This window comes from Microbulbifer sp. ABH2_005 (assembly GCF_056160005.1).
Genome location: NZ_JBSWWI010000003.1, coordinates 198,597 through 224,238, shown reverse-complemented (window position 1 = coordinate 224,238; position 25,642 = coordinate 198,597). Strand labels below are relative to the sequence as shown.

The window sequence follows — 25,642 nt, the reverse complement described above, 5'->3', positions numbered from 1 at the left end:
ATGTTAAACGAACCATTTTTGCTATTTTTTTATATTTTCTTGATCCTGACAGGCCCATTACACGGCAATTACAGCTGAGCCCTTATTTTCTGTAGTAGTGACTCCTTCTTCTGGGGCCTGGAAAGTTGCCACTATTTGAATAAATTCAACTTTTGCTTGTGCAAAGCTTTGCAAAGATGTCCACAGGAAAAGGGTATAGAAACTCATTTTTCCCTGAAAAAAAGCCACCATATACTGGACTGAATCATTACCTACATTCGCACACATTTCATACAATAAGCCTGTTTGCCAATCACGCTCTAAGGCCTTCGGCCCACTTACTAGCCGTCCATCGGACACTTTAGCCAAACACTGTTGCATCTGAGCATCAGCATAATCTGTCAGGCTAAGGGTTACAGGGAGCTCAGAACGCTTCTGAGCCAACACGATCAGGTAGCGATTTAAATCGGTATTACCTACCTGGATCTCTGCATTGGGATTCAAGTTATCACAGGGTACCCAGTTTCGTGGTGCGCGCAATAAAAGCTGGGAGTCTCCGCAGTGGAGTTTGCCCATCACTACGGGTAGTGGGGAGCCGCCACTCTCTACCGACGTCTTTGAGCAATGTATGAGCTCAGAATCCAAGTACAGCCTGGAGTGCCAACCTGCGTTCCACAATTTTTGTATAAAACGACAGGCTTCGGCTCTATCAACGGTTTTCTTGAGTTGGGAGCGGCTACTGGCCATAAGTGCCTTTATTTGAGAAAAACTCAATCCAAACTCACCACCCAGCGCGGCTATTGCCTTTCGCCTCTCAAAATGTGTGCGGATTTCTCCCGTGAATACCACGATATACGACATACCCTAATCCTTGCTTCCTGCAGTGATTGATAGGTTGACCCCATTGAGAGCAACCTGAGCGCCCTGCCAATAGGCGGTTTTTACCTTAGATGTCTCTTTATAGAATTTCTTTACTAACGGTGAAGCTCTGAACAAGCCAGTTAACCTGCCGATACTTTATTGCCCAGATACAGAATTGCGCAGATAAAGAGCTATAGCCAAGCTGGGACGAGCTCTTACTACATCACCGCTAGTGAAGTAATTTTGCATGATATCTCTTAAATAACCGGCTCAGATTCGCCGATTGCTCTAGAGAAAGCATATGAGCATATATAGCCGACAAGTAGCCAAGCTCTTTTAACCTTAGAAAGTCCCTATCAGTCAGCGCATTTAGTCGCTCAGCGGTCACACAAAAAACCCCGGTTAAGCGGTGCTTTGTATTACCCGGTAGATCGACTACCACCACCTGCTCCTGAAAAAGCTCCATCTCGGTCAGGCAATGGATAAACTCTTTACTTTTTATTTTCTGCTGATGAATTCCACTCAATAAATTGCTGACCTTCGAAAAGGTTTTGGTCACCTGACCCTCGTCGTCAAAAAGTCTCTTTCCTTCACCATCAAAATTACCAAGTGAGAGCGAGGAGGAATCAACGCAGATAACAGGGCTTGTGCTAGCAATATCCTTATAGTGTAAGTAAAAAGGATAAGCTCTCAAGGTCGCCGGGATATAGTTACCCTGCCACTTTCCTTGCTGCCAAAAGAGGTTTTGTCCCGGCTTTATACCCAGTAATGCACAGCTCTCCAGGGAATTCTCCCCCTTGGATTTTAAAAATATGATCGGACATTGCCCAGCTAACATTGAGAACTCAGATAGATATACCTGGCAGACATGCCGGTTTTCACTGTGCGAAATATCGCTAGTCAAAACGTTATACTTGCGGTGCTTATTTCTATCTAACGTAACTATTTGACTCACACTCGCTGTCCTTTCCCTATTTTTTCACTGTCTCTGCTGACTGCCACCAAGCATTGAGCAGTAGAACTCAGGGCCGGGCAATGTAGGACAGAGCACACTGGTCGGCGCCAGGTGTTGCGATCCCTCACAAGACCAGAGACTGAAACTGGCAAATTGCTTGCGACATACCTGTCCAAGCAATCCCGCATAACGTTTTTCATTACCCGTAACAGCATTACTGGCTACAAAGAAGTCATTCTGTGTTGGCGCACTCAACTGCCGCCCCAGCTCTACAGGTACGGCACTGAAGGCCTCAAACAGCTGATCAGCATGCAACATATTTTGTAATGCACTAACGGCCAGCTCTGTAAGCTCCCTATACCAACCATCGGCCTCAGACATAAAAGAGATGATGTCTGCCGCAGTTGGCAACGGTGCGGCTATTGTCAGTGGGAAATAGCGCCCAACACTATCCACACTCGGGACTAGAACCCCAACCCAAGGGTTTTCATCAATAACCCCTTTGCTGTGGGCAAAACGCCAAACTGGACTGGTCAAGTAATAGTCAAGCCAGCTTTCCCCCATAATTTCACGGGACCCATGCACTGCACGCTGTAGCCATTCGTCCCACACTCTGACGAAACTAGCAGGAAGCTGACGCTGGACAAAATCTCCATGTCCAGGGAGCTTGCCAAAGATACCAATGGTGTTTTGCAACTCACTCACTCCTTACTACAGAGTTTCCGGACACCGGTAACCACGCAACAAACTGCGATCGAATGGATTGTTAACATTCGATGCCACTAATTTGAACTGCGCTTTGCGCCCCTCTTCCGAGAAAGTCACCAAGCGTTCCGCGTTGCTTCGCCCTGTCTCAAGGTCTGAACTTGCAAGCAGTCGATACCACGCCCAGTCACCTTCAAAGTGCTTGCGGTGTACGGTTTCATTGAGGTCTTCGAAAATTATCCGGACCCTATTGCTCTCACCACCGCGCCAGGTAAGTTTTTTGCTGGTCTTGGGCCCGTGTGAATAAGGGACACGTTGGTCTCCCAGTTCTAGTTCAAACAGGCGCACACTGGAATCCAGCTTCGTTGGCTCAATACGGAAAGAATAAGCAGCGCTTTCACCCGACTTAAAGAAAGTCTTGCGGATTTTCTCCGCCCTACGCAGCTGCGATAAGGACTCCCTGGAAAGATTCATGCCCTGTCCTTCGACATACTTCACTTGCCAGGTTCTTGTGTCCACAAAGGGCTTTAAATATTCATTGACAAATTTTTGCTCAATACCGCCGGGCTTAAAGTATTGATTAAATTCAATAACCGGAACTTCCTGATCGCGATCACTGCGCAGTGGGTAGCGGTTGGCCAGGCTATTGGCATAGCTTTGATAAACCTGCTCGCGCCACACTCGATTGAGGTGACTCTTGGCCTTAGACATCACTAGCGCCCAGGTGCTATCGGCAATATCGGTCAGCCACTGGTCAAAAGGTGCCGGCGCATTGGCCGCTTTGACTCTCAGCTGTTTTATCGCATCACCACTCCCGGCAAAACGCGCCTTGGCGCTGGTGAATGCAGCTTCATTGGAATCCGGGGCGCTATCAATTTCAGTCAGGTACTCCTGAATCTTATTGATGGTCAGGAGATACTCCTGAACCCTTGCGGGCCTGCCCTTCTCACTTTGAGTGATCCGCTGTATCTCCTCAAAACGCACATCGACAATATTGGGCTTGTAATGATCCTTGAGGGCCCCTGCAGCACTATCCAATGCCGCTCCACCTAAGCGGCGCGTCGTGCTGGACACCGGTAGCGGTACACCTTTGGCATCTACAGACAGCTCCGGCCGCGGTGTCAGGCGCGTGTTATCCGAGGTGATTTCTGTGATCGCCAGCAGTGGTGAATAGATAGGGTCTGACAGGGTCGAGAGAACCTCAAGCGCCTGGGAGGTGCTGTTGAATCTGCGGATACTGAAACCACCGAGAAAGGATTGCCAATGTTGCAGGTATTCCCCCAGATAAATACGCTTTACATCCTCACCCAGCTTCTCGCGGTCGGCCTCGGTAAAGTCCTCGCCACTGAGGTCACCACCGTAGATCCAGCGCTCTTCCGCCATATTGGTCATCAACTGGGAGTCGGCACCAAAGTCCATCTCCTTATAGCCCGCCTTGGTGTACAGGAAGGGGATATTGAAACGCGAATCACCGGCGCTCACGCCAAATACCTGTTGGGTGTCACCGCCGATCTCCTGATACAGGTCCACAGAGGTCTGACCCAGGTCGCTATTTTGCAATTGCGCAAAGAGCCTTTGCGGCACAGGGATGCGTCGCAATTGCTGACGGGCGCGGGCCACTACGCGCTCATTTTGCTGAACACTGGCGGGGATTGGGCGAGCTAACACCTGGCCCAGGTGAAAACGCAGTTTATCCTGCTCTTGAGCCTCGCCTGGTAACTGACGCTCCCAGCGGCCGCTGTAATAACTCTCAACTGTGGCAATATCCAATTTATCCGGGTTGAAGAACATCAGATAGGTTTTGAGAGTACTCACCAGTGCCGGATCATCGCTGCCCAAGCGACTGAGGTTACTTTCAATATCCCGCAGTAACGCCGGCAGGAAAACTGTTTCGAGCTTTTGCTGATAGAGATTATCCAATGCCTGGTCTATACGGGTGTCATACAATCCCAGGTTGGAAATCCAGGGATGTTCCTCGCGGTCATATACCGAAGTGGCCTGCCGCAGTAGCTCAAGCATTTGCAGAACATCCGCGGGGGTGGGCCGCTTACCCTTGAGCTTTTCCTCGGCCTGTTGATAAGCCGCCAGATTGTCATTGACCTCGCCCATGGACAGTTTGTTAGAAGCGAGGCTGCCACTCCAAAGAAAGATCGACCCCACAAAGGCCGCGGCCAAGGTGGCATATACCCCTCTGCGCAGCCACAGATTGGCACTTTCTACCTTGCGATTGACTCCAACCAGCTCGGCCTCGGGGAATACCACATCTTTAAGCAGGCGGTGCAGGAAGAAACTTTTTCCCACGCCCTGGAACTTGGGCCCGACGCTGCGCTCCAGGCCAAAATCCGCCGTTACCGAAGCCATCATGCGGTCTACCGGGCTGCCCTCCTGGGTGCCACTGGTAAAGTAAATACCGCGGACCATAGGGACGGTTTCATAACGGTTTGGTTCGAAGGTTTGCTTGATAAAGTCGGCCAAAATCTCCGACAGGCTCTCCATACGGGCGGGAAAGCCTTGCAGCAAAGCACGCTTCTCGACGTTGCGCTCCTGATGCACCCGCCATAACACTCTCTGATTCAAGCGTTCAATCAGCTGATTGAATTCGGCCCTGAAATTATCCAGTGGTGCACCGACGGTTGCATTCGCCTCACGGGGGAAGCTCATACCCCAAACCTGTTCGCGTTCGGCCTGCGACAGGTTGTCGAAAAATTCGCTAAAGCCCGCAACCAAGTCGCACTTGGTAAAGGTGAGATAGATTGGGAAACGGATACCCAGCTCCTGCTGGAGTTCATTTACCCGCTGGCGGATTGTCTTGGCTTGATGCTGGCGCTGCTCATCAGTCTGGACCATCAGGTCCTGCAAGCTGATTGCAACCAGTGCGCCATTAATCGGCCGGCGACGGCGATAGCGTTTAAGCAGCCCGAGGAATGCGCGCCAGGCACTGTTGTCGTAAACCCGGTGGCTGTCTTGGGTGGTATAGCGGCCGGCAGTATCGATCAGCACGGCGTCATTCGTGAACCACCAATCGCAATTACGTGTACCACCTACGCCTCCGAGGGCCTCTTTACCGTGACTTTGCGCCAGGGGAAATTCCAGCCCGGAATTCACCAAAGCAGTGGTTTTACCGCAGCCGGGAGGGCCGATAATGACGTACCAGGGCAACTGGTATAGTGAAACCTTGCCCTTCTCCGATTTAAAGCGGGCATTGCGCAACACATCCATGGCCTCACGGAATCGTCCCGACAGGGCCTCGAGCTCTTCACGGGAGTGCTCTTCATCCGGGTCCTGGGCTTCCTCCTGGGATTCCTCAATGCCCTGAATCAGTGCCTGGTTTTGGCGCCGCTCCACCAGCCACTGACTCAGGTTCCATACCAGCCAGATGGCAAAAATAAATACAATGATGGTAATGCGAACCGTGTGGGAGAGCGTGGCGTTGTCACTGCCAAACTTTATGTAGTCCGCCCCAAACCAGATAAGAACCGACAGGGCTGCAAGGCCGATAATGCCGAGCACCCATTTATTGGTAAAAAAGTCGCGCAAGCGTTTCATGAATAGCTCCATCTCCCGGGCTCAAGCAGCACCGGATCAATTCGGTCCGAGTGTCACCCTTCCCCTTGCGGGGGCTCGCTGTCACTGCCTGTTAATTCCACTACACGGTCTGCCACGGGTGTGGTCGTTTCGTAAAGCCACCAGCGATAGCCACTATAAGTAGCGACCAACAATCCCAGCGCAACACTCATAATCACCCACAGAGGCACATAGTGAATCAGGCCGGACTTGCGCTCGACACAGCCCTGCCAATGCGGGGAGAGGTCCCGGTCCATGGCCGCTTTATGCTGCTCTATCGTGCGGTACAGCTCATCGCGAATCTGCTCAATTTGCTCGTGGCCCCGCTGTACCAGGCGATATTTACCCTGAAAGCCGAGACTGAGACAGAGGTAGAAGAGCTCTAACAACTCCAGGTGTGAAGCTGGGGTTTCCAGCATGCGCTGCAGAATGGCAAAGCATTTCTCACCGCCGAACGTCTCCTTGTGGAACAGGCTGAGCAGAGAATGCTGGCTCCAGCCGCTCGCCGTTCCCCAAGGGGTGGTTAACACCACTTCGTCCACCACGGTACACAGCAGGTAGCGGGCAGTAAGCACCGTTTCCGGAGCCAGGCCCAGCTGTTTGGACTCCCGCTCAAATGCCTGGATTTCCTTGGTCAGGCGTTTGTGCAGATCCGGCACATTGGAGTGGTTCATGGTTGTGCGCAGTTTGATAATCACCCCCAGCAGTTTGGAGGCGGCGGATACCAGCGGGTTCAAACTGTTGCGAATCTGCATATCCGCAGAACTGCCGGGATTGGCGAAGAACTGCGGCTGTGCCGCCGGACCGGGCTGCGCCGGAGCTGCGGCGCCTGGGGTAGGAATCATTACTGTCCTGTCACCCGCGTTAGGTGCCGGCGGGGGGCTGAAGCTGTCATTGCTCATATCAGTTATTCCTTATGGCCCAGAGCTCCATGGTCAGCCCTGGGAACTCCGCTCCGAGATGCACAGCAAAACCACCAGACCTCTGCATGGCCTGCCACAACTCACCGCTGCGCTCCATTTCGAAATAGGTAAAACCTGAGTGATAGGGAATTTGTCTTGGCGCCACCGGCAGGGGGCGCAGTGACAACCCAGGCAACTGGGCGGAAATCAACTCGCGGATGGCCTCCACCGGCGCCACTTTGGCTTGGGTGGGGAAGCGGCTGCGCAGCAGGTCTCCAGGCATATCCGCTTTGGCGGCCATCACGAAACTTGCCGTCTTGAGCAGTGACGGATCGGAAACCGGAGCCACATAGATACCGAATTTTCTCTGCACCAACTCCATCGCAATAGCGGTCTGCTCCAGGACTGTGGAGAGGGACTGACGCAAGGCAGAAAACAATCCGGAGAAGCTGAGCTGCAGGTTTTCGTGCGAGTAATTGGGTATTTCCGGAGGGCGCTTGGTCGATGAGGTAAATGTCGATAACTCGCCAGCCAGTTGCAGCAGTTCCACAAACAAGCTGTGTGGGTGCAGGCGCGGCTGGGCAGTAATCTGTTTTAACAGAGGTTCAAAACGGTTGATAACCTGCAGTAACAGATAATCGGCAATTTCTGCGGAACCACTGCGACCACTGTCACTCAAGCGATGCCCCAAGGCTGAGCCGCGGTGATCCAGCAGTCCCTTAACTTCTTCAATGTAGGCGTTGATGACCGCCGAAGTCTCTGCATTCAAAAGCGGGGGAATATAGTCCGAATCCAGTTCAACAGGCTTTTCCGGCTGGCGTTCGCGTATTCTGGCAATGCCAATAGCTGCGTAACCGCTGAGGTCGTCGCTTTCCAATTTGAGACAAACGCGCAATTTACCTACCTGGATACGGGCGGATTCACCGGAAGCCGCCGCACTATTGCGCGCATCGAAGTTTGCGGTTTGGTAGCGCGCCTGGGGGAAATCTTCCTGGTCGCGAATCGATTCCTGGCTGCCGGGGCGCTTCATCGGTACACACAGGTAGACGATCTCATCGCGGGTGTTAACCGGCACATCCAGGACATCTGGCAAAATTTCATTTTCGGGTGCCAGGATGGGTGTACCATCAGGAAATATCGCCCTCACGCGGGAGAGTGATATTTTGCCCATAGAGAGCGGTTCACTATCAATCGCCAGCTCCAGCACACCCCAGGTATAGGGCCCCAACGAAGCCGTGCGCGCTTCGACCAACTGCTCGAGATAGCGATCCTGTTGCTGGAAGTGTTGAGGGCGCAAGAACATGCCCTCACTCCAGATCACCTTGTTGTTAACCGACATATGTCTTCCTTGCAAAGCCCAACTCAATTGGAATGGAGCTTAATTAAAACTGGCCTGAACGATGCTCTACTTGGATTGCTCCGCTTCCTGAAGGCGCTTTTTCATCAATTCATAATCTTCACTGGAGAGTGTTACCGTATCGCCGTCCTTGCCGCCATCATCATTGCGCGACAGAGGCGAAACAATACCCCGGCGCCGTTTGGCAATATTCTCCGGTGTGCCAATGCGGGTATCCGCTAAGGCGACCTGATAAGTATTTTTCTTGTGATCAGTGATCGGCAGCACCATCAGTGCATCTGCTTTTTGATACTGAACAAATTCCGCCAGCAGACCGATATATTTCACTTCCGGCGTCAAAGGCAGCTCTTCCACACGCTGCTCGCCGGGAGCGAACTCTTTCAAGATAACGGTATCGAGAAGATCATTACCGAGACGGGATTCTGCATTTTCATACAGGTTGAGAAAGTCTTCGCGGGCAAACTGGCGATCGTCTGCCAGCATAAACACACGTACCACAACCGGCGATGCGCGACCGTCATCATCCGGATTAACGTCCTTGCGGATATCCACCGACAGCTCGACACTGGTGTCCAGGTTCAGAGTGCGTCTGGTAGTCTGGCAGGCCGCCAAGCTGACCACCAGTACGCCGAGTAGGGTGAATTTCAGTAGCTTAGATATCGTCACGACCAATTCCCTCTTTCGATTTATTAACTTTTCAGCTGTCTGGCATTCTTCAGCTCAGACAACTGGTTTTCATAAGTCTCTGCAAATTCGTCACCGAAGAGCTTGCGGTAACAGGCGTCCGGATCGCCCACTAATTCCCGGTACATCGCGCTGAAGCCCTCCCATTTTTTTGCATTCTTATTGCCGAATACGCTGGAGGTATTGCCCAGGCGGCGCTCGATATTATCTGGACTGAAATACCTCAGCATCGCATTGTAACCAGCGCGCATTCCCGCCAGCACCGCGACCTGATGATCGGAGAGATCATCGAAGCTATCCCGCACCGCTTCTTTAGGCTGTAAAAACGCACCGTTACCGGCAAACATCGCCTCTAATGCATCCCTCTCGGTGGCACTAAATTTCAGCGGGTTATTCGCTTCTGTCTGGATCATGGTGCGCTGCACCCGCAGCTCATTTTTGATACTGCTGCGCGCACGCAGCAGATCAATAAGGCGAGCGACGGTTTCACGAACAATTTCTGCAGCCTGTTGATCCGCGATTTGTTGTTGAGCGGGGCTCATATGCAGGCCCAAGGTTGCAGCCAGCACACTGGATACCGGGGTAGCCGGGGGGGGCTGCACCGGTGGTACCGGGGCTTGCGGAGTCGGGGCCTGTTGGACAGGAGCCGGCTGTTGCAATTGGGAAAAGCTCTGCCCTTGAGCGGCAAAACCCATGGGGCCAGCAGGAGGCGCCTGCCCGGCATCAAAACCCGGCGCGCCGGCCACTTGTTGCCCCTGCATTGCAGCAAAAGAATCTGCAAAAGGGTTATCCTGTGGGCTCTGCGGGGGCTGAGCTTGCGGTTGTACTTGCTGCTGCGGCGGCGCTGCTGGTGCTTGCGGCGGAACGAACGCAGATTGCTGCGGGGCAACTTGCTGCTGAGGGGGCGCAACTGGTGGCTGAGGAGTTACCTGAGGCTGTGGGGGAGGCGCCTGGAAAGATTGCGCTTGAGGTGCCTGGGGCTCTACAGAGGAAGGGGGCTCGATCGACTGTTGCGGCGGAGCCTGTGGGGAAATGCGCACAGCGTGTTGATCTGCCGGCACATGGTCCTGGTCGCTGCCATCTTTCCACCACTCATCATCAGAATCAGACCATTGACCTTGAGCGGCCTGTCCCTGTGGCTCAGCAGCAAAAGAGCCGAAACCCTGTACATCCGACGCCCCAAAAGATTGGGGTTGTCCAAAGGCCGACATAGGGTCCAGGGGATCCGAGTCTGCGCCCAGTAGATTATCCTGGGCGGGAGTATTCTGGTTACTCTGAGGGATATACCCCCATTCGCCGGACTGGGAAATATCGCTGCTGCCACCAGGCTCCAACCAATTATCCAGCTGCTTGGCCTCCGCCTGGCTCTGCATCTTGGCCATAGCGCTGGCATTGAAGGTGGTGCGATCGGAAGTATCGAGGAAGTCGGCACTGTCCAATCCTTTCGGCAGGTCACTTTCGGCCTGAGGCTGTCGCAGCGTCACCTTAAGGCGGTAATCCCCCACATTAATAATATCCCCCTCATTCAAAGGGAGTTTATTCCCTTTACCCAAGGGAGTATCCCCATCGTTATGATAGGTACCGTTAGTGCTGGTATCAGTCAGGAAAAACTGTCCATCACTGCAAGAAATTTGCGCGTGTTGCGATGAGACAACTCGCTCGGGATCGGGCAGCACCCAATAGTTATCGGCGGAACGCCCCAAACTGCCCCCTTCTTTGGTGAACAGTTTGGTGTGCTTGAGCATATTGGCCCCTGCGGGGTCGGCCAACACTGAGAGTATTAGATCCATGTCTTCCTGACTCACACAGTTGATGTACTTCGCACTTTCGCCGGATGCAAACTACAGAGATCAGTACGAAATGATCCGGGCGCACAGGCCTTTCACATAACAAATTCAAATCCGGCTCGCAGAGATTGCCGTGCCGGAAAAATATTTTTTAGCCCCAAGGCCCCCTTAAAGCGCCACCAGCGAGAGACCTTAAACTGGGCAGGAGAATCTGATCGCGCCCCTGTACCGAGCGCATAGTACTCAGCCCGGCCCGATCAAATTCTGCAGCTGCCCGGTCGGTGAGCAAGGCTTCGGCACAGGGCGTAATCCACTGCCCCTGGGGCAGCTTGCGCAAGTGCAGAGGCAGGCTTTCGTAAGTCGCCGAGGTGGGGGCTTGGAGCCTGCCGGTTGTGGAAAAACCCTGGCAGATTGCCAGGGCAAGCAGATAGGCACTGTTGCCCCACTGGTAATACTGATGCCCCTGTTCAGGTGTCAGCTCTTCAAAATCAAAGTGCTCGGTGGTGGAGGTCTCTCTACCAAACGGCAAGCGCAGCATAAAGCGGGGCCCAGCCAGAGCAACATATTCACTCGCGGAGTAATCCCGCACCGCCTGCCAGCTTTCTGCAAAGCGCTCACTCAAGGGGTAATACCAGTCATCCGGATCGACCGAACCGGCTAAGTTGGGGCAACCGGCCAGTTTGGTATCACCACCGAGGAGCAGCGCACTACCAGCCGCTTCTGCGATTGTGGAGAGATCGATCAACAGGTGCAGATCCCGCTCTTCATCGGTGATAAAAAAATCACCCAGAACGAGGTTGTAGGGACGGTCACCGGCAACGGTTTCGCGCTCGACCAGCAGTTTAAATACCTGGGACTTTTCCAGGTCGCTCTCAGCACTGGCAAAATCGGCAAGCAGCTCCTCCTTGCTGACATCAATCAAATGCAGCTGCAAATTTGGGTGCTCATCCAGCCGTCTCATTAAAAAGTGCAGACTGAGCCAACTCGCCTCCAGTTGGCGGAAATCACTGTGGTGCATCACCTTGCGCATAGTGTCCGAGGTCGCTTCGGCCAGAGCATTTAAATACTCCCCCTGCATGGGGTCCGCACTCTTTTGCACATAGGGCGCAACGATATCCCTAATCAACTGATCCACTTGGAAAGCACTACCGCTCTCCCTGGCCAAGCGCTCGCGCCCTGCCGCGAGGATTTCATCGAGAAGAGACTGCTCGGCAGAATAACCCGCAGTTTCTCGCGCTGTTTCAGCCAGCTCCGGTTTCCACTGGCGAATTTCCTCGGCGGCTTGCTGGAATTGCCCAGGATCGCGCAAGCGTTGGCCGAGTGCTATAAATTGTTTGAAAAGTGGCAGGCGGCTGTAGAGATAATCTGGATGTAAATCGTCGAAATAGGGCAACTGCAGGGGCTCATCCATCACCGGCAACTGCAGGCTCACCCCCAAATCGCTAAATACACCCTCGAAGGTATCGCGATTCAGCACATATACCCTGCGCTGGGCAATAGTTTCCGGCTCACACTGGCGACGGCTTGAGCGACCACTAAAATCACCCAGGATTGCGACTTTCAGGCTTTCACTGCCAAGGTCCATGGTTTGTTCCTTTTTATTGTTATCGCCGTGGATTTGAAATCCGGCAGTTATCGTGGCTCTACTCACAGTCAATTATCCACAGGTAAAAAAAATACGCAGTACGGCGAAACCACCTGTACTCATCATGCGTTTTTATCTAGTTGGTTTCCACCAATTGTTTTTCGACTTTTTTTGGCTTTCTCGGGCGCCCTCTTTTAAGTGGACGAACCCTTTGGTTGGCGATTTGTTCGATCTTATCTTTAAAGGCGTCACCACCGAGAACATGCCCCAGCTTGATGGTCTCAGCGATGTAATCGAGTAGACGGCTATCGAAGCTATAGCGAAAGAGCTTCCGATAAGCCTGGGCGCGCTGGGCTGCATTCTCACCCAGGTCGGTATATAGGCGATGATCCTTAATCAAGTGATTATGCTCAGTATTCACATGATGATTAAAACTTGACCACCGGTAATTACCCAAGGAGTCCGCAAGCCCCAGATAGAGCGGGCGCAGCTCCACATAGCGGTAACAGGTCAACAAATAAGCATCGGAGTCGATCAGGCTGGACTTGTAACGCCCGCGCCAAATTGTGCCGGAACGCTTATAACGGTGATTGACAAACTGAACATAGCGACGACCCAAAGACTGCATCATTGAGGGTATGCCATCCGGGACTCTCGGGGTGGCAATGATTTGAATCATATTGGGCAGTAAGACGTATGCATGTACGTCCACACGGTACTGATCAGCAGCATTTCGCAAACTAATCAAATAATATTGATAATCCTCTTCATCAAAGAAGCACGGCAAATTGTTGTGACCGACTTGCACAATATGCTGGGGGATATCTATTAGATTGAGCCTGGGCAGACGAGGCATTTTGCCAGCAAATCCTTATTTATAAGGCGCGATGCCTTTCTAGTGATGATTAAAGGTTTTATTATCGCAAATCAGGGAAAAAAATTTCAAACATCATCTGATGCCAAGTTAACATGAACCCTGGTTAGTGGTTGTAATCATGTTACGCTGCATTTTATTGCTATTTAAATAAAGGGGAGTTGCACCAGACATGGATCAGATAAGTCTGGCGGTCAACGGACGCACTGACATTGGTCAAGTTCGCGAGGAAAACGAGGATAGTATTCGCTGGTATGCCAGTGCCGACCAACCTTTCGCTTATATCGTAATAGCGGATGGTATGGGGGGGTACACAGGTGGTGCCACAGCCAGCAAAATAGCGGCAGAAACAGTCCAATTCCACTTAGAAGACCTCTTAAAACACACCTTTCTATCCTGCACTCCTGAGCAGCAACAATTAATTTTACGCGCGACTCTAATCGACGCCATCAACAGTGCCAACAACGCCCTCCTGAATACCAAAAGTACCAATCCCCACTTTGCAAAAATGGGAACTACTATTGTTGTTGCAGTCATGTGGCACGACTTTTTAATTGTTGCGCATATCGGTGATTCACGTGCTTATCTGTGGAATAACTTCGGATTACAGCGCCTTACACGAGATCACAGCGTTGTTCAGGAAATGATAGATAGCGGACAAATAACTGAAGAACAGGCACAACACTCTAGTGTGCGAAACCACATAACCCGCGCATTGGGCGTTTCCAATACCGTAGAAGCAGAAATTAACAGCTGGAAATTAACAGAAAACGCCCTGTTATTACTCTGTACTGATGGTCTGACCGAATATCTGGATGACCATGCGATTGAGCGTGTGCTAGCCACTCACCGCCCCGCGCTAGAGTGTGTCTATCGTTTTATCGACGATGCCAACAGAATGGGGGGGCGCGATAATATTAGCGCGGGGATTCTCGAATACTCCTCCCAACCCGCAGCACAATTACTAGCGCAAGAACAAAGCGCAACCCAAAGACCAAAATCACCCGATGTAACCATCCGAAAAGCGCAACGCTAAACCCGTTTGCCGGAAGCTGAAGAATGACACCGGAACGTCTCACCCAGCTGGTCCCCAACCTGCTCAAGATCCTCAGTCCCTCCACAGCCTCCTTCCCCCAGGGAAACCCCGCGGCAGTATGCCGCTGGTTGGAGGCTATTGAAGAGTTACCTGAGGCCCAAACTACAAGCGACTGCAGCCTACCTCTTTGGCCAGAGCCACCGGCAGTTGAGGTCAATACCTTCACTATCGCCTCAGCACCGGAAGTCGAGCTGTTACCCGGAATCGGTGAGGGCCCAGTTCAATTTGTGAATGTCCCGGGCACCAATCCGCAGGGCACTCAGGTGCCCTCACTTCAGCGCTGTCACTTGGTAAAGGACCTGGTCATCGCTGCAACCGGCGAGCTGAACTTCGATCGGGTGGACCTCACGATCCCGGGGCCACTGCCATTTGTTTGGAAACGCTACTATCGCTCTAGCATTAGTGAGGATTGTGGAGTCGGGGCGGGCTGGCGCCACTCGCTGAGCGAACAGCTAGTGGTGCAGGATAATCAGATAGAACTGTATACCGCCGAAGGGCGCAAGGTGCAGTTCCTGTTACCCGCAATTGGTCACAGTTGCTACAACCGCTTCGAACGCTTACTACTATTTAGGCAGAGCCTGCACAGCTACCGGATCTCATCTGTTAACGAGCCCGATAAAATTTTTCGCGCAGATGGAGTCAACAGCGCTCTCCCGCTCACTGAAATTCGCGATCAGTTCGGCAACGCACTGACGATCGACTATAGCGAAGGGCTGCCCAGAAAAATCGTCAGCTCCTGGGGGCGGGTGCTGGACTTCGAAATTCGCGGCGGCCGCATCGGAAAACTGCTCAACAATCACGCTCCAGATGATCAGCGCACGTTGTGCTCCTACGAATTCCAGGGCGGATTACTGACTGAAGTTAGCAGCAACCACGATCGGGAACGCTACCAGTATCACGATTTATTCCTGGTGCAAGCGCACAGCGGTGTGAAGGGCAAACGTCAATTTGAATACGATTTGCAGGGGCATTGTCACAGGCTGATACAAGAGGAATCCGAGACCTTGCTAACCTGGCAGCACAGCCGAGGGAATTGCCTGGTGGAAGATACGGGTCTAACCCCACAACAGTTGCACTTCAATCAATTCGGCCAGCTCACCAAAGAGCGGCAGGGTCAGCGAGAAAAAAACTGGCTCTACGATTGCTACGGAAACCTGTGCCAATACATTAACGGTGATGGGCGACGCAGCTTCTTCCGCTACGATGAGTTCGGACGCCTGCGGCGCAGTACCAAGGGAGTCAACAGCAAACGCTATCTATACGATGAAAACGGTTATCCCCAGGCAGTCCTACTCAACGAGGACTTGTCATGGATCTTCCGCTTCAACGGTAAGGGGCGCCCGCAGGCAATAATCGATCCAGAACAACAGGAGTGGAAATTCCGTTACAGCGAACGCGGCCTGCTCTCTCAAATCACCGACCCTGAGGGTGGCTCAGTGGAATTTTCCTGGGATGGCCAGGGGCAATTACAAACCGTTCGCCGCGGCGAAAAACAATGGGGCTTCGAGTACGACCACTGGCAGCGTATAACCACACTGATCGTAAACGGGGAAACCTGGCGCGAATGGCATTATGGACCCGCCGGCGAATTGCGCGAGTGTCACATTGGTAGCTATCAATACGGGATTGATTACTGCGAACGCGGCCAACCTCACGCCATCCATGCCAGCAACAGCCAGAGTCTTCAGTGGGAATACGATCAATGCGGCCGTATTTGCCAGATACATTTTGCCGATGGCAACCAGTGGGCACTGCACTCTAATGGCCAGGGGCAGTTGACCCAGCTGCAAACTCCAAGCGGAGATTATCTGTGGCAATACGATGGGCTCGGCCAGTTAACCAGTCACCACGCCCCGGACAAGCGCTGCGTCAACTGGAACTACAATATTGACGGCAGCCTCAGTGAATACTGCGATAACGATTGCCGCTGGTACTTCCACTATAACGACGATGGCAGCCTCGCCAGCATACGTAATAACAGTGGCCAAATTAGTGAGTTCCACTACGACGCACAAAAGCGTCTGATTCAGGCCAATAATTTACACTCCTCAGTCCGCTTCAAATACGATCAACGCGGCCGGGTTATCGCCGAGAATCACGACAGTAATGACGTGCGCGATTTCAGCCTGAGATACCAATATGACTCGCGCGGTTGGCTGAAAAGCGCCAGCTCCGACAATCTCGATCTGGCCTATACCCTCACACCCTGCGGCACACTCTACGGAGTGGATGCCAACGGCGAACCGGTGTTGCGCACCGAACTCAAGGGACAGAATTCAATCCATGTTCAGGGAGAAGTGCGCAGCACTTTCAAACACCTGTTCGGTCGCCCCGCCAACCTGGAAAGTGGCCTTGCCCTCGCCTGGCAATTCGACAAACAGCCCCCATTGCAGCTCACAAATCCTATGCGGCAGTCAGGGTTTACCCAGGCGCAGGTCGACAGGGATAAGCGCGGCAATGTGGTCGCCGAGCGGCAAATTCCCGGGCGCAGGGATTATCAATACCAGTACGATGGTTGGGGGTTGATGAGCACAGCGGAATGTGGCGATTTCAAAACTTATTTCCGCTATGATCCATTTGGGCGCCGGCTGAGTAAAACCTGTACTCACCGCAAATCATCCCGCCAACGCCGGGTCACCACCAGTTGGAGCGGCCTGGGCATCTGGGCAGAGGCGCACCAGGTCGACGGAAAATCCCGGGGTATCGGCCACTGGATTACCCACCCTTTGCACGGGTACGTACTGTGTCATTGGAGTTCCGGCCACTGCAAGCACTACCATACAGACCCACAGGGAAAACCCCTGGCCATTTTCGACGCTCAAGGTACTGTACAGTGGTCACAGGGAAATGATGCTGAAGACGTTGATGGCAGAGGTTTCGGGCAGACCCCCGGCCCCTGGCGTGGCACTAACATAGTTGCCGATATCGAGACCGGACTCTGGTACACCCCCTCCAGGTATTGGAATCCGGCTCTACACATGTGGCTCAATGGCCCGAGGATTTTTACTCACATCACATCCAATGTTCCACTGACCAGGCTCTGAACCCTTCGTCGGCGCCCCGACCCGGGGCCCTCCGGGCCTGTGCCTATCCCTACACCGTATCTATTAATTGCGTAGAAAAGTTATGCAAGCATCCCCGGATTTTGAAATCGGCGGTATCGCAGTGGCTAAGGGAGAATCCCGCCATATCGACCTGCCCGTGGTGAGCCTCTATACCAACACAGAGATGGCTATCCCCGTCTATGTACAGCGCGGTAAGCGCGAGGGCCCCACCATATTTGTCTGTGCAGCAGTGCACGGTGATGAACTGAACGGCATCGAAATCATCAGCCGTCTAATTCAAAGCCGCAGCCTGAAGTCTCTGCGCGGTACGCTGATCGCCGTGCCCATGGTCAATGTCTACGGGGTTCTCCAGCATACCCGCTATCTGCCTGATCGCCGCGACCTCAACCGCAGTTTTCCCGGCTCCGCCAAAGGCTCCCTGGCTGCACGCATGGCCCATGTGTTTTTGCGCGAGATAGTGGCCAAGTGCGATTACGGCATAGACCTGCACACCGGAGCCGCCCACCGCAGCAACCTGCCCCAGGTGCGCGCCAATCTCGATGACGATGTGACCCGCGCCATGGCCAAGGCATTCGGTGTGCCGGTACTGCTCAATGCATCGATTCGCGATGGCTCCCTACGCCAGGCAGCTGCAGATCGGGGGGTGAGAATCCTACTGTATGAGGCCGGAGAAGCTCTGCGCTTCGATGAGTTGTGCATCCGCGCTGGCCTGAAGGGGGTAACCAATGTACTCAGGCACCTGGGTATGTTGCCGGCGAGGCGCAGACGCAGCCTGATAGAACCCTTTATCGCCCGCAGCAGTGGCTGGTTACGCGCCGGCGACAGCGGTATTGCCACCCATCTCAAAGCGCTGGGAGATCAAGTCTATGCGGGAGATCTGCTCGCCACGATTGCCGACCCTTACGGCAACGAGCTCGACCAGGTGCGCAGTAATGGCGAGGGAATCATAATCGGCAAACAGAATATCCCCCTGGTGCAAGAGGGCGAGGCGATGTATCACATCGCCTATTTCCACGAGCCCCAGGAGGTGGTTGAGAACCTCGAGTTACTGCAGGACAGCCTGCTGCCGGACGAAAATTTCTAAGGGCGCCCTACTGTTTCTGGAGTAACTCCAGCACCTCTTTGCTGGGGAAGCCCTTCTCCTCCACACCGGCGCTCTTTTCGAATGCCTTGATGGCTTTGCGGGTCCCCGGACCGGCTTTGCCATCAATCTCGCCGCTGTAAAAGCCCTTTTGCTTCAGCAGCTTTTGCAGCTGCTCAACCTGGCTGCCGTCGAGGGGAGTAAAAGGGCGATTCCAGTCTTTTACCAGGGGGGGACCGCCGCCGATACGATCCGCCAACAAACCGATCGCAATGGCATAGCGATCCGAGTTGTTGTAACGCTTAAGAACGAAGAAGTTCTTAAACACCAGAAAAGCCGGGCCGTTGCGCCCATCTGGCAACTTCAGCTCCGCCACGGCCTTCTTGCTCGGGAAAGGCTCGCCATTGGCACGCTTGACCCCGAGCTTTTCCCACTCCGCCACCGTCAGTTTGCCCCCCGGCATTTTGTTGACGGGAATGGAAACCTCATAACCCCAGGGCTTCGCTTTTTGCCAGCCATTACTGGATAAGAGGTTGGCTGCGGTAGCCAGGGCATCCGGCACTGAATTCCAAATATCGCGCTTGCCATCGCCATCGATATCCACCGCGTAGGCCTGGTAACTGGTGGGGATAAACTGCGTATGTCCCATAGCGCCCGCCCAGGATCCCAGCAGGTGCTGGCCTTCGATATCACCGGCCTGCAGAATCTTCAGCGCCGCCAACAGCTGCTGTCGACCGAACTTCTTGCGCTGTGGGTCTGCATAGGCCAGGGTGGCGAGGGAGCGGATTACGCTACGCATCACCGTCTCGTTGCCAAGGACGCCGCCAAAGCTCGACTCCACCGACCAAATGGCCAGGAGAATATTGGGGTCCACACCAAAGCGCTTCTCAATCTTGTTGAGCCAGGGCTTCATTTTCTCCTTCTCACGCTTACCCCGCTCGATAGCGCGCTTTTGCACCCGGTTGTCGAAGTACTGCCATACCGGCGCCTTGAACTCAGGCTGGTAGCTGGCCCTATCCAGCACCCACTGGTCCGGAGAAGTAATCCCCTTAAAGGCCTGGTCGTAAACCTTGGGCGAAATCCCATTCTTAATGGCGGTTTGGCGAAATTCCTTTACCCACTTTTCAAATGCCGGGTCCGGCTTATCAGCAGCCTGGGCGCCCTGGATCATAAAGGCTAAGCAAAGGGTGAGAACATAGAACAGCGTGGGGAACCGGTGCAATCTGGGCATGGGAGTACCTTTGACACGACATTTCGCTCGCACAAGGTTAGAACGAGCCTCTCTCTTCCGAAAGGCGGATTTCTCCAATGGTGTCATCCGCCCGATCAGTCATTAATGGGGACACTGGACTGAAAGGGAAGTTCTGAGAATTGCCAGGCCCTGTGACCAGGGCCTCAAAATCAGGGAATCACGTAAAAGAGTACGGCGAAGAAGTGCAGGATACCGCCAGCCAACACAAACAAATGCCAGATGGCGTGATGGAAACGCAGGCTGCGCCATAAGTAAAAGGCGATACCACCTGTGTAACAGAGACCTCCCAGTACCAACAACCACAGGCCGCCGGTTTCGAGGCTATTCGCCAGGGGTTTGATTGCGGCGATAACCACCCACCCCATCAGGGCGCTGAGAGTGATCGACAGTGCGCGGATCTTTTTCAGAGGGGTGAATTGGATAATCAGCCCCAACAGGGCCAATCCCCAGATAATGCCAAACAACCACCAGCCCCAGGGCCCGCGCAGGGTCACCAGGGTAAACGGGGTATAAGTGCCGGCAATCAGGAGAAATATCGAGGTGTGGTCCAGAGTCCGCAGAATCGCCTTGGCGCCTATGTGGCTAACAGCGTGATACAGGGTAGAGGCAAGGAAACAGAGGATCAGGGTGGAGGCGTAGACGCTGGAGCTGACGATGTGCCAGGCATCCCCGCGCAACGCGGCAAAACCTATAAGAACACCTAGACCGGCGATAGCCAGTACGGCTCCGACTCCATGAGTTACGCTATTGGCAATTTCTTCAGCAAAGCTATAGCGGCTGGCAACGGAAACGGATGAGGTCATAGATTGGCCCGATTAAATTCTGGTACTGAGTGGCTCCAATAACCACTCGACCGATAACTGGAATCAGGTCTAATGATCAAAGGCCTCACTAAAAATAGCAAGGCCAGGATCAGACCGAAGATTCACAACCGGGCCGCTAGGGCTTAAACACTCGCGTTATGGATTCCCATTTCGCAAAGTGCGGAAGAGGCGCGAACAATAGTCTCATTGCGATCGGGGCCTGTAGAAACAATATCTACCGGTGCACCCACCAACTCTTCGATGCGGGCGATATAGGCCTTGGCATTGGCCGGCAGGTCCGCTTCGCGGCGCACACCAAAAGTATTCTCTGTCCAACCGGGCATACTCTCGTATACGGGCTCGACACCCTCCCAACCGGCGGCGTCGAAAGGCACCGGCACTTCTTCTCCAGCGCTGTTGCGGTAGCCCACACAGATCTTCACTTCCTCAAGACCATCGAGCACATCCAGCTTGGTCAGGCACAAGCCGGAGATACTGTTGATGCGAATTGCGTGGCGTACGGCAACTGCATCGAACCAGCCAGTGCGGCGCTGGCGCCCGGTAGTGGCACCGAATTCATGCCCCTTCTCGCCCAGGTGACGCCCTACTTCACAGTCGAGCTCGGTGGGGAAAGGACCGCCGCCAACACGGGTGGTGTAGGCCTTGGTGATACCCAGCACGTAGTCCAGATAGAGGGGACCAAAACCAGAACCGGTGGCGGTGCCGCCGGCAGTGGTGTTGGAGGAGGTCACAAACGGATAGGTGCCGTGGTCGATATCCAGCAGGGAGCCCTGGGCGCCCTCGAACAGGATGTGCTCGCCCTGCTCGCGGGCCTTGTGCAGCTGGTCGGCCACATCAATGATCATCGGCACCAGTTGCTCACGCCAGATCTTGGCCTGCTCCAGGGTATCCTCGTAGCTTACCGGATCAACCTTGTAGTATTCGGTCAGGGCAAAGTTGTGGTAGTCGATCAGCTCCTTGAGCTGATTGCAGAAATTCTCCCAGTTGCACAGGTCACCGAGACGCAGGCCGCGGCGGGCAACCTTGTCTTCATAGGCGGGACCAATACCGCGGCCGGTGGTACCGATGGCCTTGGCGCCACGGGCCTTCTCACGGGCTTGGTCCAGGGCCACATGCACCGGCAGAATCAGCGGGCAGGCCGGTGACAGGCGCAGGCGCTCGCGCACTGGAACACCGCGTTCTTCCAGCTCTCCCATCTCCTTGAGCAGTGCTTCCGGTGACAACACCACACCGTTGCCGATCAGGCAGGTGACGCTGGGGCGCAGGATACCGGAGGGGATCAGGTGCAGTACGGTTTTCTCACCGTCGATCACCAGGGTATGGCCGGCGTTGTGTCCGCCCTGAAAGCGCACCACCAGGGAGACCTGCTCTGTCAGCAAATCGACAATCTTACCCTTGCCTTCATCGCCCCACTGGGTACCCAGCACTACTACATTCTTGCCCATCTGTATCAATCTCTAACTCAGGTTTCGTTCTGCGGGAGGCCAAGAGGCCCCTACATCAATGGATCTTGCGGAGTTCACCGCACCAATATGCACATTATCGGCACATCCACTGCGCCCGCCTGTGCTCAATCCCGGGGCTTCACCACCCAGGAATTGCCTTCCAATACCAGTTCGCGATCACAGCGCGAATAGACATCGCTCTCTGCGCTATCGGAAAGCGTGGCAATCACCACTTCTCCCCGCTGGCGCAGCTCGTCAACTATGCGCCAAAGCTCGGCGCCTTGCGGGCCGCTCACTTCCGGCGCGAGTATGGCGCCCTCACTGGGGGTTGCACTTATACCCAGGGTATTGAGGGCCACTAAATCACTACTAAATCCTGTTGCCGGCCGATCCCGACCAAATACCGCGCCTATGCCGTTGTAGCGACCCCCGTTGGCGAGCGCCTGCCCGTGGCCCGGCGTGTAAGCGGCGAATACCAAACCGGTCTCATAGTCGTAGCCACGCACTTCACTCAAATCAAAAAAGAGCGTCACTGCCGGGTAGCGCTGCCCCAGAGCCTCGGCCACCTGCTGCAGGTCAGACAATGCATCCAGCAGTGGCTGCGGTGCCCCCGCCAACTGCGTGGCGGCCCGCTCCAGGCAATCGAGGCCACCAGCGAGACCCGGCAGAGCCTGCAACCAGGCTGCTACCTGCAAGTCGCTAATATTCTCTGACACCCAACTGTGGACATCGGCACTGGCCTTGTTCTGCAGCAGCGCGGACAACTCTTCACGCGCACTGTCGCCGAGCTCGGCCGCCTCGGCGAGGCTTCGGTAGATGGCGACGTGACCGAGGTCCAAATAAATATCTTCCACCCCAGCAACCTGCAGACTCTCCAGCATCAGGGAGATCACCTCGATATCCCCAGCGAGGCTGTCCACGCCAAACAATTCCGCACCTATCTGGATGGGCGCGCGCGAGCCCATGGCAGTGCGTGCCCGGGTGTGCAGGACCTGGCCCGCGTAACACAAGCGGTTGGCCCCGGCGCGGGGAAAGCTGTGCGCATCGATGCGCGCGGTCTGCGGGGTAATATCGGCGCGGATGCCGAGTGTACGCCCGGAGATCTGGTCTGTGACCTTGAAAGTGCTCAAATCGAGATCGCGCCCCATGCCAACCAGCAGGGATTCGGTGAATTCCAGCATTGGCGGTATCACCAACTCATACCCCCAGCAATGGTAGAGGTCCAACAGTCGGCGGCGCAGGGTTTCAACTTGAACGGCACCCGCGGGCAAAATCTCCGCGATGCCATCCGGCAGCATCCAACGATCGGCTTGAGTCATGGTGTAACGGACTTTTTAAGAGTTAATGAGGCGCGTCGGCTTCCACAAAAAAACCGGGCGAGGCCCGGTTTGCGTGATTTTAGCACCAACTGCCGGCAGGAAGGTAGGGCTGTCGCAAGGACAGCCGCGACCTTGGGTAAACGGCTAGCGGTTAGGGATAATCCGCTGCCATTTGCCCCGCGGGCTGGTTTATTGCCCTTTGGGATCCTTCAGGTAGCGGAAAAACTCACTATCTGGATCCACCAGCATCATGTCGGATTTACTGCGGAAGGATTCCCTGTAGGCCTGCAGGCTGCGGGTAAAGCGGTAGAACTCGGGGTTCTTGGTGTAGGCCGCGGCGTAAATAGCTGCCGCCTCCGCATCGCCGGCACCACGCAGTTCTTCAGCCTGGCGGTAGGCCTCAGACTCGATCACCACCTTCTGGCGATCGGCATTGGCCTTGATACGCTCACTGGCTTCCTGGCCCTTGGCGCGATGATCCCGCGCTTCGAGCTCACGACCTGCGCGCATACGCTGGAACACAGACTCGGAGACTTCCGGTGGCAGGTCGATACGCTTGACACGTACATCAATCACTTCCACACCCAAATCACCCTGAGCCACCTTGTTCAGATTTTTGGTGATCTCCGCCATCAATTCATCGCGCTCACCACTGACCACCTCGTGCAGATCGCGCACACCGAACTGGTTCCGCAGCTGGTCATTGACCCGCTCAGATAGCAGGCGCACCGCATTGCGTTGATCACCGCGGGTAGCGATGTAGAACTTACTCACATCGGAGATACGATATTTAGCGTAGGAGTCCACCATCATGAACTTGTTTTCGCTATTGAGCATACGCACCGGACTGGAGTCGACCGTTTGGATACGTGCATCGAACTTGCGCAGCTTTTCCGCAAACGGGATCTTGAAGTGGAGACCCGGCTCGGTATAGGTGCGCACCAGCTCACCGAAACGCAGCAACACGGCCTTTTCCGTTTCCTTCACTACAAAGGCACTGGAGGAAACCAATAGGATGCCGAGCAACAGTACGACGATAATTCCCAGAGTTTTGTTGTTCATTCCATCACCTCCTAGCGAACAGTCTGGCTGCGACGGCTGCTGGCAGCATCCTGACGCAGGCGCTCGACGATACGCTGGTAGACCTCTTCGATTATGACCGGGGAGGTGTCTTTGCGCTGGACAGCCTGAGTCGTGCTCTCCTGCGCCAGCTTATCCAGCGGCAGGTACATCATGTTGTTGCCACCCTCGACATCGACCATCACTTTGGAAGTGCTGGCCATCACATCCTGTACCGCATCCAGGTAAAGACGCTCGCGGGTCACTTCCGGCGCGCGCTCGTACTCTGTCAGCAGCTTCTCGAAGCGCACTGCCTCACCGCGGGCACTCTCTACAACACGAGCCTTGTAGGCCTCGGCCTCCTCGATAATGCGCTGGGCTTGACCGCGGGCAACCGGGATCACCTGGTTGGCGTATGCCTGGGCTTCATTTTGCAGACGCACCTCGTCCTCGCGGGCCTTGGTCACATCGTCAAACGCATCTTGCACTTCGCGAGGCGCCTTGGCATCAGTGAGGTTCACCACATCAATGCGGATACCCGTCTGATAGAGATCCAGGTACTCCTGCAGGCGCTGCTGAGTGTCAGTGGATACCTGGGTCCGGTTTTGTGAAATCACACCGTTTAGAGTGAGGGAGCCCACCACGTGGCGCAGGGCGCTGTCAGTGGCCTCCTGCAGGCTCTTCACCGGCTCGCGCACACGCAGCACAAAAGATTCCGCATCACTCACTTGCCACTGAACGGTCAATACCACTTCCACGATATTGGCATCTTCGGTCAGCATCTGTCCGGTGGTGCGCTCGGTACGCACCTCAGTCATATTGACCTTGGTGACATGATCAATCAGCGGCGGGTTCCAGTGCAGACCGGCGGACTCAGTCGAATGGTATTTACCCAGGCGCAACACCACCGCCTGTTCGTTGGCGTTAACCTGATAAATACCGAGTCCCGCATAAATTAATACCGCGATAACAATCACCAGCATCCATGGGAATTTACCCGTTCCGGTGCTTGGGCTACCGCCAAACAATCCGCCGAGTTTCTGCTGGACTTTGCGGAACAGCTCGTCGAGATCCGGTGGACCATCGTTATTGCGGTTACCGCCGCCACCACCCCAAGGGTCTTTGCCGTTGTTACCACCCGGTTCATTCCAGGCCATCTAAATTACTCCAACTCTGATCATTTAAGCTTTTACTCCGGCGGATTCTAGCATTCCCCGCCGGCAAAATATTGCCGCCAAACCTCTGCCA

19 protein-coding genes are annotated in these 25,642 nt (G+C 54.4%); 3 read left to right on the top strand and 16 right to left on the bottom strand.

Annotation, left to right across the window (positions count from 1 at the left end; all coding sequences use genetic code 11):
• Nucleotides 1-57: 57 nt before the first annotated feature.
• From ACXAFI_RS19900 to ACXAFI_RS19855, 10 genes are all read right to left on the bottom strand, one after another.
• Nucleotides 58-483, bottom strand: a complete 426-nt coding sequence (locus tag ACXAFI_RS19900; protein ID WP_475110153.1) for a hypothetical protein — start codon at nt 481-483, stop codon at nt 58-60.
• A 586-nt stretch (nt 484-1,069) separates the two neighbouring features.
• Nucleotides 1,070-1,795, bottom strand: a complete 726-nt coding sequence (locus ACXAFI_RS19895; protein ID WP_475110152.1) for a SapC family protein — start codon at nt 1,793-1,795, stop codon at nt 1,070-1,072.
• A 24-nt stretch (nt 1,796-1,819) separates the two neighbouring features.
• The gene (gene tagF, locus ACXAFI_RS19890; protein ID WP_475110151.1) at nt 1,820-2,491 is read right to left on the bottom strand and encodes a type VI secretion system-associated protein TagF; all 672 of its coding nucleotides are present in this window, start codon (nt 2,489-2,491) and stop codon (nt 1,820-1,822) included.
• A gap of 15 nt (nt 2,492-2,506) precedes the next feature.
• Nucleotides 2,507-6,046 carry a type VI secretion system membrane subunit TssM gene (tssM, locus tag ACXAFI_RS19885; protein ID WP_475110150.1) on the bottom strand — a complete coding sequence of 1,180 codons (3,540 nt, stop codon included), beginning with the start codon at nt 6,044-6,046 and terminating at the stop codon, nt 2,507-2,509.
• Nucleotides 6,047-6,099: 53 nt separating this feature from the next.
• Nucleotides 6,100-6,966 carry a type IVB secretion system protein IcmH/DotU gene (gene icmH, locus ACXAFI_RS19880; RefSeq protein ID WP_152450748.1) on the bottom strand — a complete coding sequence of 289 codons (867 nt, stop codon included), beginning with the start codon at nt 6,964-6,966 and terminating at the stop codon, nt 6,100-6,102.
• Nucleotide 6,967: 1 nt separating this feature from the next.
• Nucleotides 6,968-8,305 carry a type VI secretion system baseplate subunit TssK gene (gene tssK / locus ACXAFI_RS19875; protein ID WP_475110149.1) on the bottom strand — a complete coding sequence of 446 codons (1,338 nt, stop codon included), beginning with the start codon at nt 8,303-8,305 and terminating at the stop codon, nt 6,968-6,970.
• Nucleotides 8,306-8,371: 66 nt separating this feature from the next.
• Nucleotides 8,372-8,989, bottom strand: coding sequence for a type VI secretion system lipoprotein TssJ (gene tssJ, locus ACXAFI_RS19870; RefSeq protein ID WP_253868788.1), 618 nt, complete (start codon nt 8,987-8,989; stop codon nt 8,372-8,374).
• Nucleotides 8,990-9,012: 23 nt separating this feature from the next.
• The gene (tagH, locus tag ACXAFI_RS19865; RefSeq protein ID WP_475110148.1) at nt 9,013-10,797 is read right to left on the bottom strand and encodes a type VI secretion system-associated FHA domain protein TagH; all 1,785 of its coding nucleotides are present in this window, start codon (nt 10,795-10,797) and stop codon (nt 9,013-9,015) included.
• Between the two features lie 148 nt (nt 10,798-10,945).
• On the bottom strand, nt 10,946-12,445 hold the full coding sequence (locus tag ACXAFI_RS19860; protein ID WP_475110147.1) for a type VI secretion system contractile sheath domain-containing protein: 1,500 nt from the start codon (nt 12,443-12,445) through the stop codon (nt 10,946-10,948).
• A 70-nt stretch (nt 12,446-12,515) separates the two neighbouring features.
• Nucleotides 12,516-13,235, bottom strand: coding sequence for a transposase (locus tag ACXAFI_RS19855; protein ID WP_152450738.1), 720 nt, complete (start codon nt 13,233-13,235; stop codon nt 12,516-12,518).
• Between the two features lie 190 nt (nt 13,236-13,425).
• On the opposite strand from ACXAFI_RS19855, the gene ACXAFI_RS19850 reads away from it, so the two are divergent.
• The 3 genes from ACXAFI_RS19850 to ACXAFI_RS19840 all read left to right on the top strand — a co-directional run bounded on the left by ACXAFI_RS19850 (nt 13,426) and on the right by ACXAFI_RS19840 (nt 18,498).
• Nucleotides 13,426-14,289 (top strand): Stp1/IreP family PP2C-type Ser/Thr phosphatase, encoded by an 864-nt coding sequence (locus tag ACXAFI_RS19850; RefSeq protein WP_152450737.1) that lies wholly within the window; start codon nt 13,426-13,428, stop codon nt 14,287-14,289.
• 23 nt (nt 14,290-14,312) lie between these two features.
• Complete coding sequence (locus ACXAFI_RS19845) at nt 14,313-17,393, top strand: DUF6531 domain-containing protein (RefSeq protein ID WP_475110146.1); 3,081 nt, start codon at nt 14,313-14,315, stop codon at nt 17,391-17,393.
• An 82-nt stretch (nt 17,394-17,475) separates the two neighbouring features.
• Nucleotides 17,476-18,498, top strand: coding sequence for a succinylglutamate desuccinylase/aspartoacylase family protein (locus ACXAFI_RS19840; RefSeq protein WP_152450733.1), 1,023 nt, complete (start codon nt 17,476-17,478; stop codon nt 18,496-18,498).
• A 7-nt stretch (nt 18,499-18,505) separates the two neighbouring features.
• Here ACXAFI_RS19840 and ACXAFI_RS19835 read toward each other — a convergent pair whose 3' ends face one another.
• The 6 genes from ACXAFI_RS19835 to hflK all read right to left on the bottom strand — a co-directional run bounded on the left by ACXAFI_RS19835 (nt 18,506) and on the right by hflK (nt 25,551).
• Nucleotides 18,506-19,726 carry a lytic murein transglycosylase gene (locus ACXAFI_RS19835; RefSeq protein WP_475110145.1) on the bottom strand — a complete coding sequence of 407 codons (1,221 nt, stop codon included), beginning with the start codon at nt 19,724-19,726 and terminating at the stop codon, nt 18,506-18,508.
• A 170-nt stretch (nt 19,727-19,896) separates the two neighbouring features.
• On the bottom strand, nt 19,897-20,550 hold the full coding sequence (trhA, locus tag ACXAFI_RS19830; protein WP_152450729.1) for a PAQR family membrane homeostasis protein TrhA: 654 nt from the start codon (nt 20,548-20,550) through the stop codon (nt 19,897-19,899).
• Between the two features lie 143 nt (nt 20,551-20,693).
• Complete coding sequence (locus tag ACXAFI_RS19825) at nt 20,694-22,016, bottom strand: adenylosuccinate synthase (RefSeq protein WP_444920768.1); 1,323 nt, start codon at nt 22,014-22,016, stop codon at nt 20,694-20,696.
• 125 nt (nt 22,017-22,141) lie between these two features.
• Entirely contained in the window at nt 22,142-23,335 is a 1,194-nt protein-coding gene (locus ACXAFI_RS19820; protein ID WP_475110144.1) for an ATP phosphoribosyltransferase regulatory subunit, read from the bottom strand.
• 189 nt (nt 23,336-23,524) lie between these two features.
• Nucleotides 23,525-24,397: a protease modulator HflC gene (gene hflC / locus ACXAFI_RS19815; RefSeq protein ID WP_444920766.1), complete on the bottom strand. Its 873-nt coding sequence runs from the start codon at nt 24,395-24,397 to the stop codon at nt 23,525-23,527.
• An 11-nt stretch (nt 24,398-24,408) separates the two neighbouring features.
• A complete protein-coding gene (hflK, locus tag ACXAFI_RS19810) occupies nt 24,409-25,551 on the bottom strand; it encodes an FtsH protease activity modulator HflK (RefSeq protein WP_475110143.1) in 1,143 nt (380 codons plus the stop codon).
• Nucleotides 25,552-25,642 lie beyond the last annotated feature (91 nt).